19 protein-coding genes and 1 other RNA gene are annotated in these 19,137 nt (G+C 37.2%); 5 read left to right on the top strand and 15 right to left on the bottom strand.

Features of this window, described 5'->3' with window-relative positions; translation table 11 throughout:
• Positions 1–123 precede the first annotated feature (123 nt).
• Complete coding sequence (perR, locus tag EV203_RS08815) at positions 124–546, top strand: transcriptional regulator PerR (protein WP_132040140.1); 423 nt, start codon at positions 124–126, stop codon at positions 544–546.
• A gap of 29 nt (positions 547–575) precedes the next feature.
• Here perR and EV203_RS08810 read toward each other — a convergent pair whose 3' ends face one another.
• The 11 genes from EV203_RS08810 to ssrS all read right to left on the bottom strand — a co-directional run bounded on the left by EV203_RS08810 (position 576) and on the right by ssrS (position 12,773).
• Complete coding sequence (locus EV203_RS08810; protein ID WP_011025964.1) at positions 576–2,057, bottom strand: VanW family protein; 1,482 nt, start codon at positions 2,055–2,057, stop codon at positions 576–578.
• 98 nt (positions 2,058–2,155) lie between these two features.
• Positions 2,156–2,797 (bottom strand): endonuclease III, encoded by a 642-nt coding sequence (nth, locus tag EV203_RS08805; RefSeq protein WP_011025965.1) that lies wholly within the window; start codon positions 2,795–2,797, stop codon positions 2,156–2,158.
• Between the two features lie 5 nt (positions 2,798–2,802).
• On the bottom strand, positions 2,803–3,924 hold the full coding sequence (gene queG / locus EV203_RS08800) for a tRNA epoxyqueuosine(34) reductase QueG (RefSeq protein WP_011025966.1): 1,122 nt from the start codon (positions 3,922–3,924) through the stop codon (positions 2,803–2,805).
• Positions 3,921–6,281, bottom strand: coding sequence for a Lon protease family protein (locus EV203_RS08795; RefSeq protein WP_132040138.1), 2,361 nt, complete (start codon positions 6,279–6,281; stop codon positions 3,921–3,923). The genes queG and EV203_RS08795 overlap by 4 nt, the downstream gene beginning before the upstream one ends.
• Before the next feature lie 104 nt (positions 6,282–6,385).
• A complete protein-coding gene (locus EV203_RS08790) occupies positions 6,386–6,616 on the bottom strand; it encodes an alpha/beta-type small acid-soluble spore protein (protein ID WP_011025969.1) in 231 nt (76 codons plus the stop codon).
• Between the two features lie 82 nt (positions 6,617–6,698).
• A complete protein-coding gene (locus EV203_RS08785; RefSeq protein ID WP_041587181.1) occupies positions 6,699–6,887 on the bottom strand; it encodes a ferredoxin in 189 nt (62 codons plus the stop codon).
• A gap of 103 nt (positions 6,888–6,990) precedes the next feature.
• A complete protein-coding gene (locus EV203_RS08780) occupies positions 6,991–7,653 on the bottom strand; it encodes a helix-turn-helix domain-containing protein (protein WP_132040136.1) in 663 nt (220 codons plus the stop codon).
• 59 nt (positions 7,654–7,712) lie between these two features.
• Positions 7,713–9,065 (bottom strand): radical SAM/SPASM domain-containing protein, encoded by a 1,353-nt coding sequence (locus EV203_RS08775; RefSeq protein WP_132040134.1) that lies wholly within the window; start codon positions 9,063–9,065, stop codon positions 7,713–7,715.
• A gap of 142 nt (positions 9,066–9,207) precedes the next feature.
• Positions 9,208–10,743, bottom strand: coding sequence for a methyl-accepting chemotaxis protein (locus tag EV203_RS08770; RefSeq protein ID WP_243700640.1), 1,536 nt, complete (start codon positions 10,741–10,743; stop codon positions 9,208–9,210).
• 139 nt (positions 10,744–10,882) lie between these two features.
• Complete coding sequence (locus EV203_RS08765) at positions 10,883–12,526, bottom strand: nucleoside kinase (RefSeq protein ID WP_132040130.1); 1,644 nt, start codon at positions 12,524–12,526, stop codon at positions 10,883–10,885.
• A gap of 69 nt (positions 12,527–12,595) precedes the next feature.
• Positions 12,596–12,773, bottom strand: a non-coding RNA gene (gene ssrS, locus EV203_RS08760) — 6S RNA.
• A gap of 99 nt (positions 12,774–12,872) precedes the next feature.
• Here ssrS and EV203_RS08755 point away from each other — a divergent pair.
• A complete protein-coding gene (locus EV203_RS08755) occupies positions 12,873–13,706 on the top strand; it encodes a radical SAM protein (protein ID WP_132040128.1) in 834 nt (277 codons plus the stop codon).
• On the opposite strand, the gene EV203_RS08750 is transcribed toward EV203_RS08755, so the two are convergent.
• Complete coding sequence (locus tag EV203_RS08750; protein WP_132040126.1) at positions 13,701–14,558, bottom strand: RluA family pseudouridine synthase; 858 nt, start codon at positions 14,556–14,558, stop codon at positions 13,701–13,703. The genes EV203_RS08755 and EV203_RS08750 overlap by 6 nt on opposite strands.
• A 63-nt stretch (positions 14,559–14,621) precedes the next feature.
• On the opposite strand from EV203_RS08750, the gene EV203_RS08745 reads away from it, so the two are divergent.
• Positions 14,622–15,086 (top strand): NUDIX hydrolase, encoded by a 465-nt coding sequence (locus EV203_RS08745; protein ID WP_011025977.1) that lies wholly within the window; start codon positions 14,622–14,624, stop codon positions 15,084–15,086.
• Here the strand turns inward: EV203_RS08745 and EV203_RS08740 are convergent.
• Positions 15,047–15,256 carry a YgiT-type zinc finger protein gene (locus EV203_RS08740; protein WP_011025978.1) on the bottom strand — a complete coding sequence of 70 codons (210 nt, stop codon included), beginning with the start codon at positions 15,254–15,256 and terminating at the stop codon, positions 15,047–15,049. The genes EV203_RS08745 and EV203_RS08740 overlap by 40 nt on opposite strands.
• A gap of 247 nt (positions 15,257–15,503) precedes the next feature.
• Here EV203_RS08740 and pckA point away from each other — a divergent pair, with 247 nt between their 5' ends.
• Positions 15,504–17,069 (top strand): phosphoenolpyruvate carboxykinase (ATP), encoded by a 1,566-nt coding sequence (gene pckA / locus EV203_RS08735; RefSeq protein WP_132040124.1) that lies wholly within the window; start codon positions 15,504–15,506, stop codon positions 17,067–17,069.
• Between the two features lie 89 nt (positions 17,070–17,158).
• The gene (locus tag EV203_RS14130) at positions 17,159–17,290 is read left to right on the top strand and encodes a hypothetical protein (protein ID WP_022587079.1); all 132 of its coding nucleotides are present in this window, start codon (positions 17,159–17,161) and stop codon (positions 17,288–17,290) included.
• 43 nt (positions 17,291–17,333) lie between these two features.
• On the opposite strand, the gene EV203_RS08730 is transcribed toward EV203_RS14130, so the two are convergent.
• Positions 17,334–18,656, bottom strand: a complete 1,323-nt coding sequence (locus EV203_RS08730) for a replication-associated recombination protein A (RefSeq protein ID WP_132040122.1) — start codon at positions 18,654–18,656, stop codon at positions 17,334–17,336.
• A gap of 12 nt (positions 18,657–18,668) precedes the next feature.
• Positions 18,669–19,034, bottom strand: a complete 366-nt coding sequence (locus tag EV203_RS08725; protein ID WP_011025980.1) for an HIRAN domain-containing protein — start codon at positions 19,032–19,034, stop codon at positions 18,669–18,671.
• Between the last annotated feature and the right edge of the window lie 103 nt (positions 19,035–19,137).

Here is a 19,137-nt window from a genome sequence, read left to right as displayed (position 1 = left end):
TCGAAAGTTCAGTCGATACGCCTTTCTAATAAAAACGATTGACATTATTAAAAAATAGGGATATAATAAAAACACGAAATATTAAGAGAGAAAGATTATTTTTTATGGATTGGAGTGATAAATATGGAGGAAATTACTGCTCTTCTAAAGCAAAGAGGACTCAAAGTGACGCCTCAGCGCCTTGCAATTCTTAATTTCTTAATGCATACAAATGAGCATCCCACTGCTGAAACCATTTACAAAAAGCTAGTCTCTGATTTTCCTACAATGAGCCTTGCTACAGTGTACAAGACTTTGGAAGTTTTAAAAAATACAGGGCTAATTCAGGAATTGAATGTAGGAGAAGGCAGTTTCAGATATGACGCAAAGACCACTCCCCATCCTCACATAGTCTGCCTTGGATGCGGCAAGGTAGAAGACTTGGATGAAAGCATTTTTAAAGATTTATTGGAAGAGGTAAAAAAGCACACGGATTACAAAGTTGTGGGACAAAAACTATATTTCTACGGTTACTGTCCCGCATGTCAGAAAAAAATGAACAATTAAAAAGCCCCACTTTAAAAAGTGGGACTTTTTTAATTTGCAGGCGATTCTTCAGTTGAAGTATCCGGTGGCGGTGAAGTATCTGTGGGAGGAACAACTGGGCTTGTAGCCTTAAGGGGGTTGTTTTCCTTAGGGACCTTCTTAGTCCCCTTTTTTATAACCCCATCTACAGGCTTGTAAAGGTCCCTGTACAAAAATTCCTTTTTTACAAGCTTGCCGTTTTCATAAGTCAGCCTGTACACGTTGACTTTGTACCCCGTCTGGGGCTTTACTTCTTCAATCACTTCTCCTTCATGCAGGTTAGGGTCTTCTATGTACTTCACACTTGGCTCATACTTTTCCACGATTTCTGATTGTATATCCACCCATCTTGAAGGATTTTCCACATGTCCATACAGGTTTATTATCAGCCTGTTGCCTTCTATATATGACTCTATGTAAATCGGGTACTGAGTGGAATTTTTAAATTTCAGATCCAGCACATCCCCTGAAATAGTCGCATCCTGTCCCGGCGGAACATAAGCCACAGGGAAGCTGTGGTGATATCTTTCCACAACCGTTATATCCGCCCGCAGCACAGCGTTGTAAAGCGTAGTTGCTACCTGGCATATCCCTCCACCTAAAGCCGGCACCAATTTGTTATCTATTATCACCGGAGCCTCCTTATATCCCCTCTCTATGACCCTCGGTCCAAGGGCTTTGTTCAATGAAAACACTTCTCCTGGCAAAAGAAGAGTTCCGTTTATCGCCCGGGAAGCTACAACAAGGTTATCGCTCCTGTTTACATCCTCTGCGTTAAAAACAGTAGAAAACGTCGAAATCCTGCCGTTAATCGAATCCAGCATACTTTTTGTCACTTGTGGCAGCACTTTTTTAACGGATACTTCTACCTCTACTCTACCAAAAAGTTTATTTTCAATAGCTTTGCTCAACTCATCCACTATATTGCTAAGGGTTTTTTCTTTGTCTACTTTAAACCCCAGCTTCTCTGGTGTTATGCTCTTTACACCTCTTACAATCCTTATAGAAGCATTTTCAGGCTTTTTATCAATTTTCTCTGCTATCCTATCAATAAATTCTTTTAACGGTTTTTCATCATAAGAAAGGGAAAGGTTATAATTTCTCCCTTCTCTTCCTACGGTGTAAATTTCCCTTATCCTATCCAATACATTTCCATTTCTGCCCACCTCATAGGCTTTATTTACCACTTCCTCATAGTTATACTGAAGCCCAATATCCTCCGTCGTAATCTCAAAAGATTGTCCTTCATAAAAAGCTACAATAGAAAACTTGGGAACCTTAAATTTTTCTTTGATAATACTGAGAGCTTCCTCCCTTTCCATCCCCCCTACATTAATTCCTTCTATAAACACACCTTTAGCAATATAGGAAGACGTGAGAAGGACGTAAAAGTAAGCAAAAGCAAAAGATAAGAAAACTGCCAACGCCAAAACAGTTACCAAGTAGAAATAATTGCGCTTTTTATTCTTATTGCTTCCACCCTTTGCCTGCATCCATTTCTCTCCCATTTTTAATTTTGGTCTCTTTTTTTAATATATGACAATTTCTCTTCCAATACAATTAATTATTCCTTAAAAAAATTACAAAAACATTAAATTTTTCTCCCCTTAAAGTAAAGGCAAAACTCCTTTACTGGACACTTGTCGCACTTAGGCTTTCTAGCAGTACATAAATTTCTGCCGTGATATATCAAAAGGTGGTGGGATATTGACCACAAATTTTTCGGTATAATTTCCATGAGCTGTTTCTCAGTTGTCAAAACATCCTTGCTATCTGCCAGCCCTATTCTGTTTGAAACTCTAAATACATGGGTATCCACAGCTATGGCATCTTTTGAGAAGGCATTGCTTAAAACCACATTGGCAGTCTTTCTTCCTACCCCTGGTAAAGCCATTAGTTCTTCCAAAGTATCAGGCACTTTTCCGTTATGCTTTTCTTTCAAAATTCTGCAGGTCTCAAGTATGCTTTTGGACTTATTCCTGTAAAGGCCACACTCCCTTATCTCCTCCTGAAGTTCTTCAGGAGTCAATTTTAAAAAATCCTCTGGAGTCTTGTACTTTTTAAAAAGCCTCTCAGTGATTATATTTACCCTCTTGTCAGTGCACTGAGCAGACAAAATAGTGGCAATCAAAAGCTCAAAAGGATTATTAAACTTAAGACCAGATTTTGCATTTGGATAGATTTTTTTCAAAATCTCTATGACTTTCAGGGCTTCTTCTTTAGATATGCGCACTTTCCTCACCTTTCTAGTTTTTGTAAGGCTTCTGCCATCATCTTTATTGCAAAACCATCTTTTTCTTTATTCAAAGCTTCTTTTATTTCCTCTATAGCTTTATCTCTTTCTTCCAAGTAAGATATAGCCCAGGCACTATATCCCCTCAAAAGAGGGCTCGGAGACTTTAGAAGCTTCTTGATAGGCTCTATGCACTCTTGGTCTTTCGTATTCACACAGGCAATTATTGCATTTCTTATTATAACACTTTTCCCTCTCCAAGAAGAAGCTGTAGGTCCAAAAATTTCCTTAAACTCTTTATTTGACATATTTAAAATCTCGATCAAGTTAGGCCTAGGCAAAAGTTTGGAAGGCGTAAATTCTTCTCTTTTCACTTTTTTGGCTTCCTTATTAAAAGGGCAGACTTCCTGACAGGTATCGCATCCGTATATTCTCCTTCCTAATTTTTTTAAAAATTCCTCTTCTATTTCTCCTTTTTTGACTGTTATAAAGGAAAGACACTTATTTGCATTAACTATATACGGCTTTTCTATAGCTTTTGTAGGACAAGCTTTCATACACAAATCGCAATCGCCACACTTTGACTCCTGAGGAGTATCAGGCTCAAAATATTCGTTTATTAAAATTTCTCCTAAGAAAAGGTATGAACCGTATTCTTCGTTTATTATAAGCCCATTTTTACCAAACCACCCTATCCCTGCGTGATAGGCTATTGCCCTTTCCAAAAGAGGATTGTTGTCCACCAGAGAAACCGTCTTTACATCAGGACATTTTGATTTTACAAACTCACACACTCTTTTCATCTTTTCTTTTAAAACCAAATGATAATCCATTCCCCAGCTGCTTTTTGAGATTATGCCAAAGCTTTTACTAGGAAGTTTTACTTGGTATTCTATATTGTAGGACAAAGCTACAGAAATTATGGTTTTAACTTCTGGCAAAATAAATTCAGGAGAGACCCTCTTATCCGGCATTCTCTCCTCAATAGGGCATTCATAACCTAGACTTTTTCTTTCTTCTAAAAAGCTTTTATATCCTTTAAGGCAATCGGCAGAAGCAAAACCGATCAAGTCAATGCCAACTGCTTTAGCAAAGTCTGTTATTTCCTTTTTGCTTATACAGCTCACTTTTTCTCCCCTTTGTCCTCTTTTTTGTTTGTCAAAAGTTCGTAATAGTACTTCAGTTTATTATAAGCTCTTTCATAAATCTCCTCAAAACTTCTGCCAGTAAGTATTTCCATGCCCTCTTCTACTGTCTTAACGCTGTATATGTGGAAAAGCCCCTTTTCCACCGCTTCTATAACCTCATCTGACAAAACTAAATTGGACACGTTCTGGTAAGGGATTATCACCCCTTGATCTCCTGTCAAGCCTTTCTCCTTGCAAACTTTATAAAAACCTTCTATCTTATGAGTGACTCCTCCAACAGGCTGTATCTCCCCAAACTGGTTTACAGACCCTGTAACTGCTATTCCCTGCTTTATTGGAACATCTGAAAGACTTGACAAAAGCGCATAAAGCTCTGTAGAAGAAGCACTATCCCCTTCTACACCTTCGTAGGACTGTTCAAACACAATTCGGGCAGACAAAGTAAGAGGAAAATCCTTAGCAAACTTGCTTCCCAGATATCCTGTAAGTATCATCACGCCTTTATCGTGAATGCGCCCGCTCATCTTCGACTCTCTTTCAATATTCACAACTCCTTCTTCCCCTGGATAAGTAGTTACAGTTATCTTTGAAGGCTTTCCAAACTCATAATCTCCCAGATCTATAACTGCCAGCCCGTTCACGCATCCTACCCTCTCACCTGTGACCTCCACCAGGTAAATATCTTTTTTGAAATATTCCAGCATCTTCTCTTCTAACTTGTTTACCCTCTTTATCTTCTCTTCTATAGCTTTCTTTACATGTTCTTCCGTTACAACTTCACTTCCCTCCAGGGTTGCCCAAGCGTCCGCCTCATACAGCACCTCTACTATTTCATTAAAACGCGTACTCAACTTGTTTTGGTCTTCAGAAAGCCTTGTGCTATACTCTATTACCCTGGCAACAGCAGTTTTGTCAAAAGGTTTTAGGTTATCTTCAATGCAGTGAGTCTTTATAAAAGAAGATAGCTTCCTTATATTCTCTTCATTTAACTCCATTTCCTCATTAAAGTCCACTTTTACCTTAAAAAGCTTGCTAAAATCTTCATCGTAATTGTACAAAAGATAATAAAGATAAGGAGTGCCTATCAATATAACTTTCACAGAAAGCCTTATGGGTTCAGGCTTTAAAGAAGAAATGGACAAAAACCCGTACTGCGAGGAAATATTTTCAATAATCACTTTTTCCGTCTTTAAAGACCTCTTCAAGGCATCCCAAGCAAAAGGATATGACAGCACATCTTTCGCCTGTAATATCAGATAACCGCCGTTTGCCTTATGCAGAGCTCCTGCTTTTATCTTAGTAAAATCAGTAGTAGCAACTCCAAAATCACTTTCATACTCTATATTCCCCACTAGATTGTTGTAATTGGGATTGTACTCAAACACCACCGGAGCTCCTTCTGTATTGCTATTGTCAACAAACAGGTTTGCCATGTACTTTTTGAGAAATCCTTTTTCCTTTCTTAAGAAAGGAAAGGGAGAAGCTTCTCCATCTATAGCCTTAAAACTATCAATATTTTCTAAAATATCCTTCTTTACACTCTCTAAATAATTGGTGACGCTCTCATACTCGCTATACTTCGCTTTTAATTCATCAATCAGATGACCCACAGCAAAAAGCCCTATATCATTGTCAAGCTTTTTAATTTCTTCTCTCGCCTGCTTGTCTAAAAGCTGTATCTCTTTCCAGACCTGCATAGCCTTTACTTCAAACTCTGCAGCTTTTTTCTCAATCTCTTTCCTCACTTCCTCATCCAACTGCTGAAACTCCTCCTGGTTTATCTGTCTCCCCTCAATCACAGGAATGCTTATAAGTCCTGTGCGGGTATCCCTCAAGACAAATCCGTAGTTTCTCGCTAGTTCATTCAAATTCTCTATCAGCTCATTTTTCTTTTCTTGATACTTTTTTACTATTTCACCTTTTTGCATTTCATAGGAATCCGACTCAAAGGCTTTAGGAATGTCTTTTTGAAGCTGTTCTACAAATTCCTCCATATCCTTCTTAAACTCTTTTCCCAACCCAGCAGGTAACTCTATCGCAATGGGCTGAGAAGGTTTTTCGAAATTGTAGACATAAACCCAGTCATTTGGCTTTTTTTCTTTCTTAGCAATTTCCTTTATGTAAGTAGCAGCAAAACTGGTTCTGCCTGTGCCAGTAATGCCTGTTATAAAAATGTTATAGCCTTTTTGCTTAATTTTTACCCCAAATTCCATCGCTTTTTGCGCTCTGTCCTGCCCTATGATTCCCTCTAGAGCAGGAACCTCATCAGTTGTTTCAAAGTCCAAAATCGCCGGGTCTATGTACCTTTTCAATTTCTCTACTCTCAATTTTTCCATAAAAACACCCCTGAGAATTTTTTATAATAATTATTATTCGACAACAAATCAAATTTTCCTCTTTTGCCACAAAAAATATCATAAAAAAGGCTGAAGATTCCTCTTCAGCCCTCGTCAACGTCTATTTTGCCATCTCTCTCATCCATCTCTTTTTCTGCAAATCTTATCATCTTTTTTACCATATTGCCGCCTATCTTTCCCACTTCTCTTGTAGTCATGTTTTCCCATCCGCGTTTTTCAATATCGTCATCCAGATGCAATTCCTCTGCCACTTCCTGTTTTAAAGAATCCAGCTCATCTTCGGCTTTAGGGTATAATTTTTTTCTTTTACCCATAAAATCCCCCCAAATTTCTTTTGTCTTTATTTTCCCCTAAAGCCTTTGCCAAAATACATGAAAAAACCCGGAAAAATCCGGGTTATGCTTCTTTGATTGCTTCAGTTGGGCAAGAGCTCATTGCATCTCTTACACAGTCTTCGAGGTCAGCTGGAACCTCATCTACAATTACATGGGACTTGCCATCTTCATTCCAGTCAAAAACATCCGGACACATGTCTATGCAAACCCCACAAGCTATGCATTCATCTTGGTCAACATATACTTTCATCACACTTACCTCCCAATTATTATGTAAAATTTTACACATATATTATACCATTGATATCACTTTTCTTCAATAGATTCTGACGTAAAAAAATAAGGCTATTGCTTCAGACAGCAACAGCCAGCAAGTCTTTTAAAAAATTATTGAGCAAATGTATGTCTTTTTGGTCCAGTTCGTTTAGATAAGTATAAAACTTCTTCACATTTTCGAATAAAACCTTGTCTACATCACTCTTAATTCTGTTGTAAAGCGAAGCCCCAAGAACAGTTCCCACAAATAAAATCAAAGAAGAAGTAGGATTGACACAAGCAAGAATATTACTTTCTATGCTTTCAAGAGAAATGCCTGTCATCATTCTGAGTTTTAACAGAAAAGCTGCAATAGCATAGGCACAGAATTCCAGTGGCTTTGAAGCGTGAAACATCTCATGCAATAGCTCCTCTAACGAAGCACTTTTGCCATTTTTTACTCTGTCTATCAGATTATCTCTTAAAATCTTCCATTCGTTATTTTCTACTCTTTCAAACAATTGATAAGCCTTCTCCGTAGGCACAAACCTCACTGTAGACCTGCCCTGGCTTTTCCCTTCTTCTAGGTAGTATTCCGCTTTTACATATTCACCTTTTTCCAATTCTTTTAAAACGTCGTAAGCTGTCCATTTGCTTATTTTCATCTTTTCAGCCACATCGCTATAATGAACTGGTTCTTTCTTTTCCTCATATAACTCAGTTACAGCCTTTAGAAACTCCTTTCTCCTATTTGTCAGCATTTTTGCACCTCATCGTCTAATAAGTTATACCTAATTTATAAGAAATTTCGGCAAAAGTGTCAAGCCTCTTTTTTCACTGCCGTTCTTGCTGCCATCTTTTCCTCCCAAATTTCATCAGCCACTTTGCCCCAATTATCAGCTACTACCCTTAAATCCTCATACAGATTTTCTATGTGAGAGGCTTCGCTTGCTTCTGTGTGTTTTGCTTTTGATTCTCTAACTATCTCTAGAAGTTTCTCAGGATTGTCAATGAGAGGACATGGCCTTAAATGGTTTGAATTAAAAGGCTGCCTTTTCCTGTAAGCCTTCATAATAGGAGACTGCAATGCCTCTAAAAGACTTACTTCGTTTATATTAACATTGGAATAATGTATAAAAGCACAAGGCTCTACTTCTCCTGCTGCATTTATGTGTAAATACCTTCTTCCTCCTGCAATGCATCCACCGCTGTATTCTCCGTCATTCCAGAAGTCAATTGCAAAAAGTTCCTTTGTAGCCCTTATATAATTTATCCTCTCGTACATGTATTTTCTTTGCTCAGGTGTCACCATGAAGCTTATATCTGGGTCTCTGCCTATAGGAATATAAGTAAAATACCAAGCAAAGGCAGCACCTTTATCTATCATCATGTCTACAAATTCATCACTTGAAACTTCCTCTACATTCGTTCTTGTGTATGTAGCTGAATATCCAAAGAGCACTCCATTTTCTCTCATCAAATCCATTGCCCTCATTACTTTATCAAAAGTCCCCTGACCGCGTATTGCATCGTTTGTCTCTCTGAAGCCATTAATACTTACTGCAAAAGTAATATTGCCAACTCTTTTTACTTCTTTTATCATGTCCTCATCAATCAAAGTTCCATTGGTAAACAAATGGAATACTTGGTTTTTATGTTTTTCAGCAAGTTTTATTATATCTTTCATTCTCAGCGTAGGCTCTCCGCCAGATAGAACTATGAAATATACTCCAAGCTCTTCCGCTTCTGTACATACTCTATCCATCACTTCAAAAGAAAGATTGTGAGGTTTGTACTGTCCTGCCCAACACCCTACGCACCTTAAGTTGCAAGCTTCCGTCGGGTCCATTAAAATTGCCCATGGAATGTTGATATCATATTTCTCCTCCAGTTCTTTTTGCTTTGGAATACCTTTTAGACTGGCATTTATAAAGAAATTGACGCCTATAGTTTTTATAATGTTTTTGTCAATATTTTTAAGAAGTTTCATTGCAAATCTGTACCAATTGCTGTCTTTGTCATCTAAAAATCTCTTCACACTTTCTATTTGCTGTTTATGTTGCGGCATTATTGCAATTTTTGACAGAAGATTAGCTATTTTGTCTAAATTTTTTTCTGGGTCTTTTTCTACATAGTTAATAACAGCACTGACAAGCGAGTCAATTACATTCATCATAACTCCTCCTCTACTTTATTTTTTATTCCAAAAAATCAAATTGACCCAAAAAACCCAAATTCCATTTCAAGCATATTATACCACTTTAAAAATAATATTTCAACTATAATCTATTTTATTTTATGCATATTTTTCTCTTTTATTTGCCTAATTGAACGTCTCCTCCAAAAACTCCAATTACTTTCTCTCCCTTGTAGACAGGAATTGCTATTGTCACGCAAATTTCATTTGTTGCCAAAGAAATGTAAGGCTCTGTTACTGTCACTTCCCCCTCAATAGCCCTCTGAAACCAGGTTCTGTGATACACATTAGATATATCAACTTCAACAGAAATCGCTTTTATATCTCCATTTCCCAGTATTGAAAAAGCCAATTCAAAATTAGGATATCTTTTCACAATATCCATGATTATATCCTTTGCTCTATCTCCAAACAACTCTTCTCCTTTTTCTTCCGCTATTCTTTGCAGTATTTTTTTTGCCTCTTCTACTCTTCTCTTTTGTTCCACTGTAAGCTTTACTGTTCCTGAGAACTTCTTCACTAGATTTTGAAGTTTTTCAGCAAAGCTATCCAGGCGGTTCATCATCTCTCTTAGCTCTTCCATAGAAGACACCTGTTCTTCTGTAGAAGCCAAGGTCTCCTCCGTATTCGCTGCAGTCTCCTGTGTCACTGCTGCAATCTTATGATTTAATTCCGCAATCTCTTTTATTTTTTCGTATTGAGAATTGACAAGATCGTCCACAAAAGCAACTGCCTCCACCACATTTTCACTTGCATTTACAACGCTTTCTAGTTTGTCTTTTACCTGACTTGCATAAGATAAATTTTCCAATACTCCTTTAATCTCTTCCTCCAATTTCACTGAAACTTCTTTTATTTTATCTTGAATGCTTTTTGTGAGAAGCACTATTTCCCCTGCTGCAGAAGCTGACTGCTCTGCAAGTTTTCTCACCTCTTCTGCTACAACCGCAAACCCTTTTCCATGTTCTCCCGCTCTTGCCGCTTCAATTGCTGCATTCAATGCCAGTAAATTTGTCTGGTCAGCAATTTTGTTTACCATTCCGATTATGTCAGTTATTTTATTTGCCCTTTCTCTTAATTCAGATACTTCCTCTATAAGTTTTTTGTTTTTATTAGCACTTTCCTCCATCCTCTTCATTAGTTCTAGCATAATCTCTTCATTTTCTTTAATCTCTTTTTCCATACTAATACTTAAATTCTTTGTCTCTTCAAATTTATTCTTAACCTTTTCATTCAGCTCAAAAGCCTCACTGGCATTTTTAGCTGTCTTCTGTGCAGCTACCGCTTGTTCCTCTGCTCCTTTTGCAATTTCTTCTAAGGCAGTTGAAATTTCTTTTGCAGCAGTAGTAACGTTATCAATTGCAATCATCAATTTTTTTGAACCCACCACTGTTTGCTCTGCGGTCTGCTGAGACTCCATAACAAGCGTTTTAAAATTTTCCAAGAAGCTATTGAGAGATTTAGCCAGTTCTTTTAACTCTTTATCACCTTTTATGTCAATTTTTCTTGACAGGTCCCCTTTTGCAATTGAATCAATTGCCTCCTTCATTTCCCTTAATACCAAAGTTATACGCCTTTTAACTATCCACCAATACAAAAAAGCTACTACTAAAATAATTGCAATAACTCCTGCCATGTAATAAAAAATAGCCATAACAGTCCTCCTCCTCATTTAGTATCTAACTAAAAAATCGGCATTTGTAAAAAATATTAAAGCCCTTTTATTTTTATTTCTACAAAATTATACGATTCCCTTCTTTGTAAAAACAAAAAGGGACACATATAGCCCCTCTTCACACGTCAAGACAGCTGCCACCTATAAATTCTCTTATGATTGAATTAGGCGGAATAGCAAGTTCATCTTCTATTGGATAAAAATAGCTTAAAAATTCCAGCATCTCTTTTGCAATAGAGTAAGCAGGGTCATCTTTGGAAACTTTCTTTAAAAGGGGTTCAGCGTATTTTTTTAATACAGGAAGTTCATAGGGCAAGAAGGAGTTGAACATGACATCCGCTTGCTCCTGATATGGGAAAATCCAGCGTTCTTCTCCTTTCCTCACCCTAGGCCACATATTTATAGTCTCCGCCGCATCTGTAGACCTAAATTGACTGTCCCTAACTATTCGCCTTATAAGCCTTGTCTGAGAAGTTGGAATTCTATTGTGTTCATCTAAATTAAGCTGAGTTATTGCGCTTACATATATTTTATACTTATTGTCTTTCGGAATTTGGATAGTAAGCTTTTCATTAAGTCCATGAATTCCCTCCATAAGGATAATCTGATTTTTCTCAAGTTTAACTTTTCTCCCTACAGGCTCTCTCTCCCCTGTTTTAAAATTAAAAATAGGGATTTCTACTTCTTCACCCTGTATAAGTTTTATCAAATGTTCATTAAAAAGCGGCAAATCTAGGGCATCGATAGATTCGAAGTCGTAATTGCCAAACTCATCCCGAGGAGTAAGCTCTCTTGGAACAAAATAATTGTCCAGAGAAATAGCAAAAGGCTTTAACCCGTTTACCCTGAGCTGTACGCTAAGCCTATGAATGAAAGAAGTTTTCCCTGAAGAAGAAGGTCCAGCAATAAGGACTACTTTTATCATTTTATTTGAAGCGATGTAATCAGCTATTTTTGAAATTTTCTTCTCGTGAAAAGCCTCGGAAACCAGGATTAAATCTCTTGCTCCTCCTCTTTTTATGAGGTCATTTAAAGAAGCCACATAATTTATATCCAATATATGAGCCCATTCTTCTGCCTCTTTAAATATAGAAGCAAGTTTTGGAACATCCACAAATACAGGAAGAGAACGTGGATTGTAGATATCTGGTGCAATCAAAATGACTCCAGGGAAATAAAATCTTATGTCAAATACTTTTAAATACCCTGTTGATGGAACGCAAGGACTGTAGAAAAAGTCAACTGTGCCATCACAGTAATAAACAGGTACTTTCTCTTTATCAGTATCTTTAAAAAGCCTAACTTTTTCCATTAAACCTTCTTTTTCAAAAAGCCTTATGGCTTCTTCTCTAGAAAGCATTTTTCTCTCTATTTTCAAATTCTTATCTATTATTTCCTTCATTTTATCCTTAATCGATGCTACTATCTTATTGTTTATGGAATAACCGTGAATTTCACAGTACAAGCCTTTCCCGAGGGAATGTTCTATTGTAACAGTAGCACCTGGTAGAAGCTCTTTTACAGCCTTTATAAACACAAAAGTAAGACTTCTCCTATATATTCTTGTCCCTTCTTCTACAGTAGTATCCACAAATTCTACTACACTATCCTCAGAAATTGTACAATTCAAATCCCTCAATTCGTTATTCACTTTCGCTGCCACTATTATTCCGTTATAAAGGTGTTCAAAATCTCTAGCAATGTCTTCTAACCTAGTATTTTCAGGGTATTCGTATTCCCTGTCTCTGACGATAATTTTCATAAAAATTCACCTCGACACTATTATACTCCAATTTTATAAAAAAATAAAAGCCCCAAAAAGGGGCTTTTAACTTTACCCACGGAGCCGTACGGCTATGTTTTCATCCCCGCTCTCGCAGGTGGGTACCCTGTCACCAGCTTCTGAAGTCCTGATTTCCCAGGCATTTCATCCACTGATGAACCCGGATTCCCGTATGGGTTGCGTTGGGTGAAAACAAATTAGCCCGCTACAAACCCCACAGGAACTTTTGTTTTTCGTTTACAATTATAGTTTACACCAATTCTCATAAAAATGCAACAAAAATTTAAAAATAACAATGGTATAATAATTAAAAAGAGGTGGTTTTATGAGGTGCAACCTGTGCCCCAGAAAGTGCAATGTGGATAGGTCAGTACAGCGGGGCTTTTGCAATATGCCGTGGCAGGCCAAAATTTCAGATGCTTTTTTGCATTACGGGGAAGAACCTTTTATAAGCGGAAAAAAAGGTTCTGGCACTGTATTCTTTAGTGGCTGCAATTTAAAATGCGTATTTTGTCAAAATTATGAAATAAGTCAGTATCAGTTTGGCACTTTTGTAACAGAGGAAGAACTGGCAGAGATATTTTTAAAGCTTCAATCAAAAGGAGCTCACAACATAAACCTTGTGACACCGACAATTCACGCTTACTCAATAAAAAAGGCTCTTGTTCTTGCAAAAGAAAAGGGACTTAAAATTCCTGTGCTTTACAATACTAATGCCTATGAAAATGTGGAGACTATAAAGATGCTGGAAGGTCTCATTGACATATACTTACCTGACCTTAAATATTATGACGATGAGATAGCTGTGAAATACTCAGAAGCACCTGATTATTTCAAGTACGCTACTCAGGCAATATTGGAAATGGAAAGACAAGTAGGAGTACCAGAATTCGATGAAAATGGGGTTATAAAGAAAGGGCTTGTGATAAGGCATCTGGTAATGCCCGGATATGTAGAGGACACTAAAAAAATTCTTCTGTGGATAAAAGAAAACCTGCCTAGGGGAGTATACGTAAGCCTTATGAGTCAGTACACCCCTTACTACAAGGCAAGAAACTACCCTGAAATAAATCGAAGACTGCATCCTAAAGAATATAAAGAAGCTGTTGAGTTTTTCTTTAAAATTGGACTTAAAAATGGAATCTTTCAAAATTTATAAAAGCTCAAAAAGTCTTTTTATATCCTCTGGGAGAGGAGCATAAACTGAAATCACTTTCTCTTTTAGAGGATGGAAAAAAGTAACTCTATAGGCATGAAGAGCAGGCCTTTCAATGTAGGAAGTAGGTTCCCCATATAAGTCATCCCCCACGATGGGATGTCCTATATAGTTAAGATGCACTCTTATCTGGTGAGTTCTACCGGTAGCAATTTTGATTTTCAAAAGCGAAAATTCCTCTGTCGCTTTTAGCGATTTGTAATAAGTGATAGCCCTATCCCCTTCTTCTGAAACCTCTCTTTCAATTGTCATAAAAGATTTTCTTTTGATGGGCACATCAATAATTCCTTCCCCCTCCAACTTTCCATTCACTATAGCATAGTAAAATTTGCTCATAGGTTTTACAATCTGAAGGTAATATTGCATAAAAGGTTCTTTTGCAAAAATGACAATACCGGAGGTGCCCTTGTCTAATCTGTTAACAGGCCTTATTAGAGTTTTTATACCTTTTTTCTCAAAATAATAGGCAACTCCATTAGCCAGCGTTCCTTCTCTATACCTTCTTGTAGGATGTACTACCATACCTGCAGGCTTATCTACAATCAAAATTTCATCATCCTCATAGCAAATTGAAAGCTCCATCTCCTGAGGCAGTATATCAGAAGAAGTGTCAAAAAGGGAAAGTTCTATCACATCTCCTTCTTTTAAAACCCTCTTTACATTTTCTTTCTCACCATTTACGCGCATCTCTCCATGCCATTTATACATCTTAATCAATCTTGTTGAAAAGCCCTTCCTCTTCAAAAAGCCCTCTAAAGTAAGGCCTTCTGCACTTTTTTCCACAACAAGTTTCATCTTCTCACCATTTTCTTTAAAATTTATGCTATAATCTAAGTAAAACAACTAGTTGGTGATGTTATGAAAAAAATAATAGTGGGTGTAGGTGGAATAGTTATAAAAGAAAATAAAGTACTTCTTGTGCGCCATACTTATGGCAGTTTTAAAGGAAAGTGGATAATACCCGGCGGACACGTGGAGGCCGGAGAAAATATAGATGACGCCATTTTAAGAGAAATAAAAGAAGAAACCTCTATTGATGCAAAAGTAAAAAATATAATTTCTGTAAGGAGCATAATCCTGCCAGATGGCAGTTCGGAAATATACATAGTGTTCCTTTTGGACTACATCTCTGGAACACCAACGCCTGACAATATAGAAAATGACGCTGCCGAATTCTTTGACATAGAAAAAGCCATAAGGGATGAAAAGGTAGTTTACCTTTCCAGATATCTCATTGAAAAAGTGTGGAGAAAAAATTACAATTCTCTCACACTTGACCCTATTTACCCTTTTAACAACTCGAAATTCAAACTCTTTTGCTGAGCCTCTCTTTTAAAGACTTCATCCAGTATATCTGTATCATAGTACACAGCTCCACATTTTTTGCACACATAAGCTGGAACATTTTTGAAAATCTTAGTTTTCTTCCCTTTTACTATTTTATATTCTACCTCTTTTATTTCTATTTCTCCTCCACAAAAACATTTTTCCAATTCCGCTTCACTCCTCAATTTCTCTTTTGTTAGTACTTTTTTATTATACCATATTTTTCGACATTTTTATTAAAAAATTTGCTCTTTTTATGACCCTCAACAAAGTTTTAAAACCTTGAAAAAATTTTTGAAAGGTGCTAGAATTTTATTAGAAATTACAATTTTATACTTAATAAGATATTTTTTGCAATTCAATCACCCTAAAATTGCAAAAATTACTTCTAAATCTAAAAAGGAGGCCTCATAAATGCTTAACCTTGAAAGATTGGGTTTAATCAATTTTAAAAACGTTTACCGAAATTTGCCCGTAGCAAAACTGATAGAAGAAGCTGTAAAAAGAGAGGAAGGAGTACTTGTAAATAACGGCGCCTTTAATGTGTACACTGGAAAATACACAGGTCGATCTCCAAATGACAAGTTCATTGTAGACGAACCAGAAGTCCATGAGGATATATGGTGGGAAAATAACAAGCCTATTTCCGTAGAAAAGTTTGAAAAGCTGTACAATAGGCTTATTGCCTATTTACAAAACAGAGACCTTTTTATTTTCGACGGATTTGTAGGTGCAGACCATCAATATAGAGTCTCCATAAGAGTGATAACAGAATACGCTTATCAAAGTTTAATGGCAAGACAGCTTTTCATACGCCCCACTGAAAAAGAATTACAAAATTTTGTCCCGGAATATACTTTAATCGCAGCACCTCGCTTTAAAGCAATCCCCGAAATTGACGGTGTTAACTCTGAGGCTTTTATCATCTTAAGTTTTACAAAAAAGCTCATAATTATTGGAGGCACCCAGTACGGTGGAGAAATCAAAAAATCCATATTCACCTTAATGAACTACCTTATGCCTAAAAAAGGCGTGCTTTCCATGCATTGTTCTGCTAATATAGGAAAAGACGGTGACACAGCCCTTTTCTTCGGCCTCTCCGGTACAGGAAAGACCACTCTCTCTGCAGACCCTGAAAGATTTTTAATTGGCGATGATGAACACGGTTGGTCTGAAAGAGGGATTTTTAATTTTGAAGGTGGCTGTTATGCTAAGTGCATCAATCTTTCAAGAGAAAAAGAGCCTCAAATATGGGATTCAATAAGGTTTGGCGCAATTCTTGAAAACGTTGTATACGATGAAGCCACAAGGGAACTTGACTACACAAGTGACAAAATCACTGAAAACACGCGAGCAGCATATCCAATTGACTTTATACCTGGGGCAGTTCAAAGCGGGATAGGAGAACATCCTAAGACTATAATATTTTTGACTGCAGATGCGTTTGGAGTACTGCCTCCTATAGCAAAACTCACAAAAGAGCAGGCAATGTACTACTTTCTGTCCGGATATACCAGTAAACTCGCTGGAACAGAAAGGGGAATTACAGAGCCACAAGCCACTTTTTCCACTTGCTTTGGTGCTCCCTTCTTACCTTTACCTCCAATGGTATATGCTAAAATGCTTGGAGAAAAAATTGAAAAATACGACACAAAAGTCTTTTTGGTGAATACTGGATGGTCAGGAGGCCCTTATGGAATTGGAAAGCGAATAAACTTAGAATACACCAGAAAAATGGTATCTGCTGCCTTAAAAGGAGAATTAGATAAAGTAGAATTTACCAAAGACCCTATATTTAATCTTAACATCCCTGCTTCTTGTCCCGGAGTACCTTCTGAAATCTTAAACCCCAGAAATACATGGAAAGATAAAGAAGAGTATGACAAAACGGCGAAAAGACTAGCCCAAAGGTTTATAGAAAATTTTCAAAAATACAAAGACGTAAGTGAAGAAATAAAAAATGCTGGCCCGAAAGGGTAAAAACTATTCTCTCTGCGCATCGCAGAGAGAACTTTTTATTTGCCTTTTACATATTATGAAATTGAACCTGCATAAAGGAGGTCATAAATATGCCTGGCAAACCTGGAAAGCAAAAAAACTCTGAAAGCCAATGGATATGGATTATAATAATAATCTTGATAATACTCCTCTTTGTACCTGGCATAATCATATTTGAAGACCCTAAAGAAGAAAAAGTGTAGACCCTAAAAAGCGGCATTTTGCAATTCAAGCGAAATGCCGCTTTTATTTCCCTTTCAATTTTAAAATCTCTTCCATTCTCTCTTTTAACTTTTTCTCAAAACCTGAATCCGTGGGAATGTAATATCTTCGACCCTTAAGATTTTTGGGCAGGCATTCCATATCAGTGACTTTCTCTTCAAAGTCATGGGCGTATTTGTAACCCTCTCCATACCCCAATTCCTTCATCAACTTTGTAGGGGTATTTCTCAAATGCATGGGAACTGGTTCAGCAAAAGTCTCTTCTGCATCTTTTTTCACCCTGTTGTAAGCTACATAAAGGGCATTGGACTTGGGAGCCAAAGCGAGATATACAGCTGCTTGAGCAAGATTTACACTGCACTCTGGCATGCCTATGTAGTGAGAAGCTTCATAGGCAGCAATAGCTACAGAAAGAGCTTGTGGATCTGCTAGCCCTACATCTTCTGAAGCAAATCTTATCATCCTCCTCGCGATATAGAGGGGGTCCTCCCCTGCTTCCAACATCCTTGCCATCCAATAAAGGGCAGCATCCCAATCGCTATTCCTCAATGACTTATGAAAGGCTGAAATCAAATTATAATGCTCTTCTCCTGCCTTGTCGTAAAGAAGCGCTTTTTTCTGCATCACATCAGAGAGTATTTCATCTGTCACAACTCTTTTCCCGTTCACGACATTAGCTGCCATTACAGCCATCTCCAAAGTATTAAGGGCTACCCTCGCATCCCCATTAGAAAAAAGAGCAATTTTTTCAAGTTTTTCTTCGTCGATTTCTACATTGTAAAGCCCAAGGCCTCTCTCCTCATCTTTTAGCGCCCTTTTTAGAATAATCATTATATCCTTAACATCCAAGGGCTTCATCATAAAAACTTTAGACCTGGACAAAAGAGCTGAATTTACTTCAAAAGACGGATTTTCTGTAGTAGCTCCAATCAGTATTATATTTCCTTTTTCTACATGAGGCAAAAAAGCATCCTGTTGCGCTTTGTTAAATCTGTGAATTTCATCTATAAACACAACAGTTCTCTGCCCGTACATAGCATCTCTTTCAGCTTGGGCCATTATCTCTTTTATTTCTTTTATTCCAGAAAGTACAGCGCTAAAATTGACAAATTTAGAATTTGTCATATTGGCTATAATCATAGCAAGAGTGGTTTTGCCAACGCCAGGTGGACCCCAAAGTATCATAGAAGTTATGCTGTCCTTTTCTATCAGTTCTCTTAGAGCTTTACCCTTTCCCAAAATATGCTCCTGTCCAACAAACTCATCTAAGGTCCTTGGCCTCATTCTATCTGCTAGAGGCCTGTTTTTATCAAACTTGGCATCAAATATAGAAGTTTGCTTATACATGGTTCATCACCGCTAAGCCTTATTTTTATGCTTTTTTCTCCTCTTTTCCTTTAATTTAAATTTTATTGTTATCTTAATAAAATCGTCTTCTAAAAATTCTGCAATCGCAAAATCTTTCCCAACAAATTTAACCGCAGCGTAGGCATAACTGCCAAATTTGTCATACAGCCTTCCTGCACTATAACATCCTCTGGGAACTGTTCCCACACTGTTTGCCACATAGCCGACTTTACCTAAATAAGGCAAAGTAACTGCTATAGCCTCATCATCGTAATCATTGTTATAATCTTTTTCCAATTTCACTATCATGCCCGGCTTTAAAATCTTTGAGCTGTAGTAATTATTTAACCCTGTTATAGCGAAATAAATTGAATCCATATTTTATTCACTCCTCGTATAATATGATTGTAATCCACATTAAAAATTTAATAATAAACACACAAATTAAATCCTTAAAAACCATTTTTACCCTGGTAAAACA

Source organism: Caldanaerobacter subterraneus, from assembly GCF_004345675.1.
In the GTDB taxonomy this organism is placed as follows: domain Bacteria; phylum Bacillota; class Thermoanaerobacteria; order Thermoanaerobacterales; family Thermoanaerobacteraceae; genus Thermoanaerobacter; species Thermoanaerobacter subterraneus.
Note: the sequence above shows the minus strand (reverse complement) of the source record. Positions and strands in the feature narration are given on the sequence as shown.

Excerpts from the sequence above, each read along its gene's own strand:
- perR (WP_132040140.1), top strand. The coding sequence starts at position 124 with ATGGAGGAAATTACTGCTCTTCTAAAGCAAAGAGGACTCAAAGTGACG.
- EV203_RS08810 (WP_011025964.1), bottom strand. The coding sequence starts at position 2,057 with ATGCAGGCAAAGGGTGGAAGCAATAAGAATAAAAAGCGCAATTATTTC.
- EV203_RS08795 (WP_132040138.1), bottom strand. The coding sequence starts at position 6,281 with ATGGAAAAATTGAGAGTAGAGAAATTGAAAAGGTACATAGACCCGGCG.
- EV203_RS08790 (WP_011025969.1), bottom strand. The coding sequence starts at position 6,616 with ATGGGTAAAAGAAAAAAATTATACCCTAAAGCCGAAGATGAGCTGGAT.
- EV203_RS08785 (WP_041587181.1), bottom strand. The coding sequence starts at position 6,887 with ATGAAAGTATATGTTGACCAAGATGAATGCATAGCTTGTGGGGTTTGC.
- EV203_RS08780 (WP_132040136.1), bottom strand. The coding sequence starts at position 7,653 with ATGCTGACAAATAGGAGAAAGGAGTTTCTAAAGGCTGTAACTGAGTTA.
- EV203_RS08775 (WP_132040134.1), bottom strand. The coding sequence starts at position 9,065 with ATGAATGTAATTGACTCGCTTGTCAGTGCTGTTATTAACTATGTAGAA.
- EV203_RS08770 (WP_243700640.1), bottom strand. The coding sequence starts at position 10,743 with ATGGCTATTTTTTATTACATGGCAGGAGTTATTGCAATTATTTTAGTA.
- EV203_RS08765 (WP_132040130.1), bottom strand. The coding sequence starts at position 12,526 with ATGAAAATTATCGTCAGAGACAGGGAATACGAATACCCTGAAAATACT.
- EV203_RS08755 (WP_132040128.1), top strand. The coding sequence starts at position 12,873 with ATGAGGTGCAACCTGTGCCCCAGAAAGTGCAATGTGGATAGGTCAGTA.
- EV203_RS08750 (WP_132040126.1), bottom strand. The coding sequence starts at position 14,558 with ATGAAACTTGTTGTGGAAAAAAGTGCAGAAGGCCTTACTTTAGAGGGC.
- EV203_RS08745 (WP_011025977.1), top strand. The coding sequence starts at position 14,622 with ATGAAAAAAATAATAGTGGGTGTAGGTGGAATAGTTATAAAAGAAAAT.
- pckA (WP_132040124.1), top strand. The coding sequence starts at position 15,504 with ATGCTTAACCTTGAAAGATTGGGTTTAATCAATTTTAAAAACGTTTAC.
- EV203_RS14130 (WP_022587079.1), top strand. The coding sequence starts at position 17,159 with ATGCCTGGCAAACCTGGAAAGCAAAAAAACTCTGAAAGCCAATGGATA.
- EV203_RS08730 (WP_132040122.1), bottom strand. The coding sequence starts at position 18,656 with ATGTATAAGCAAACTTCTATATTTGATGCCAAGTTTGATAAAAACAGG.
- EV203_RS08725 (WP_011025980.1), bottom strand. The coding sequence starts at position 19,034 with ATGGATTCAATTTATTTCGCTATAACAGGGTTAAATAATTACTACAGC.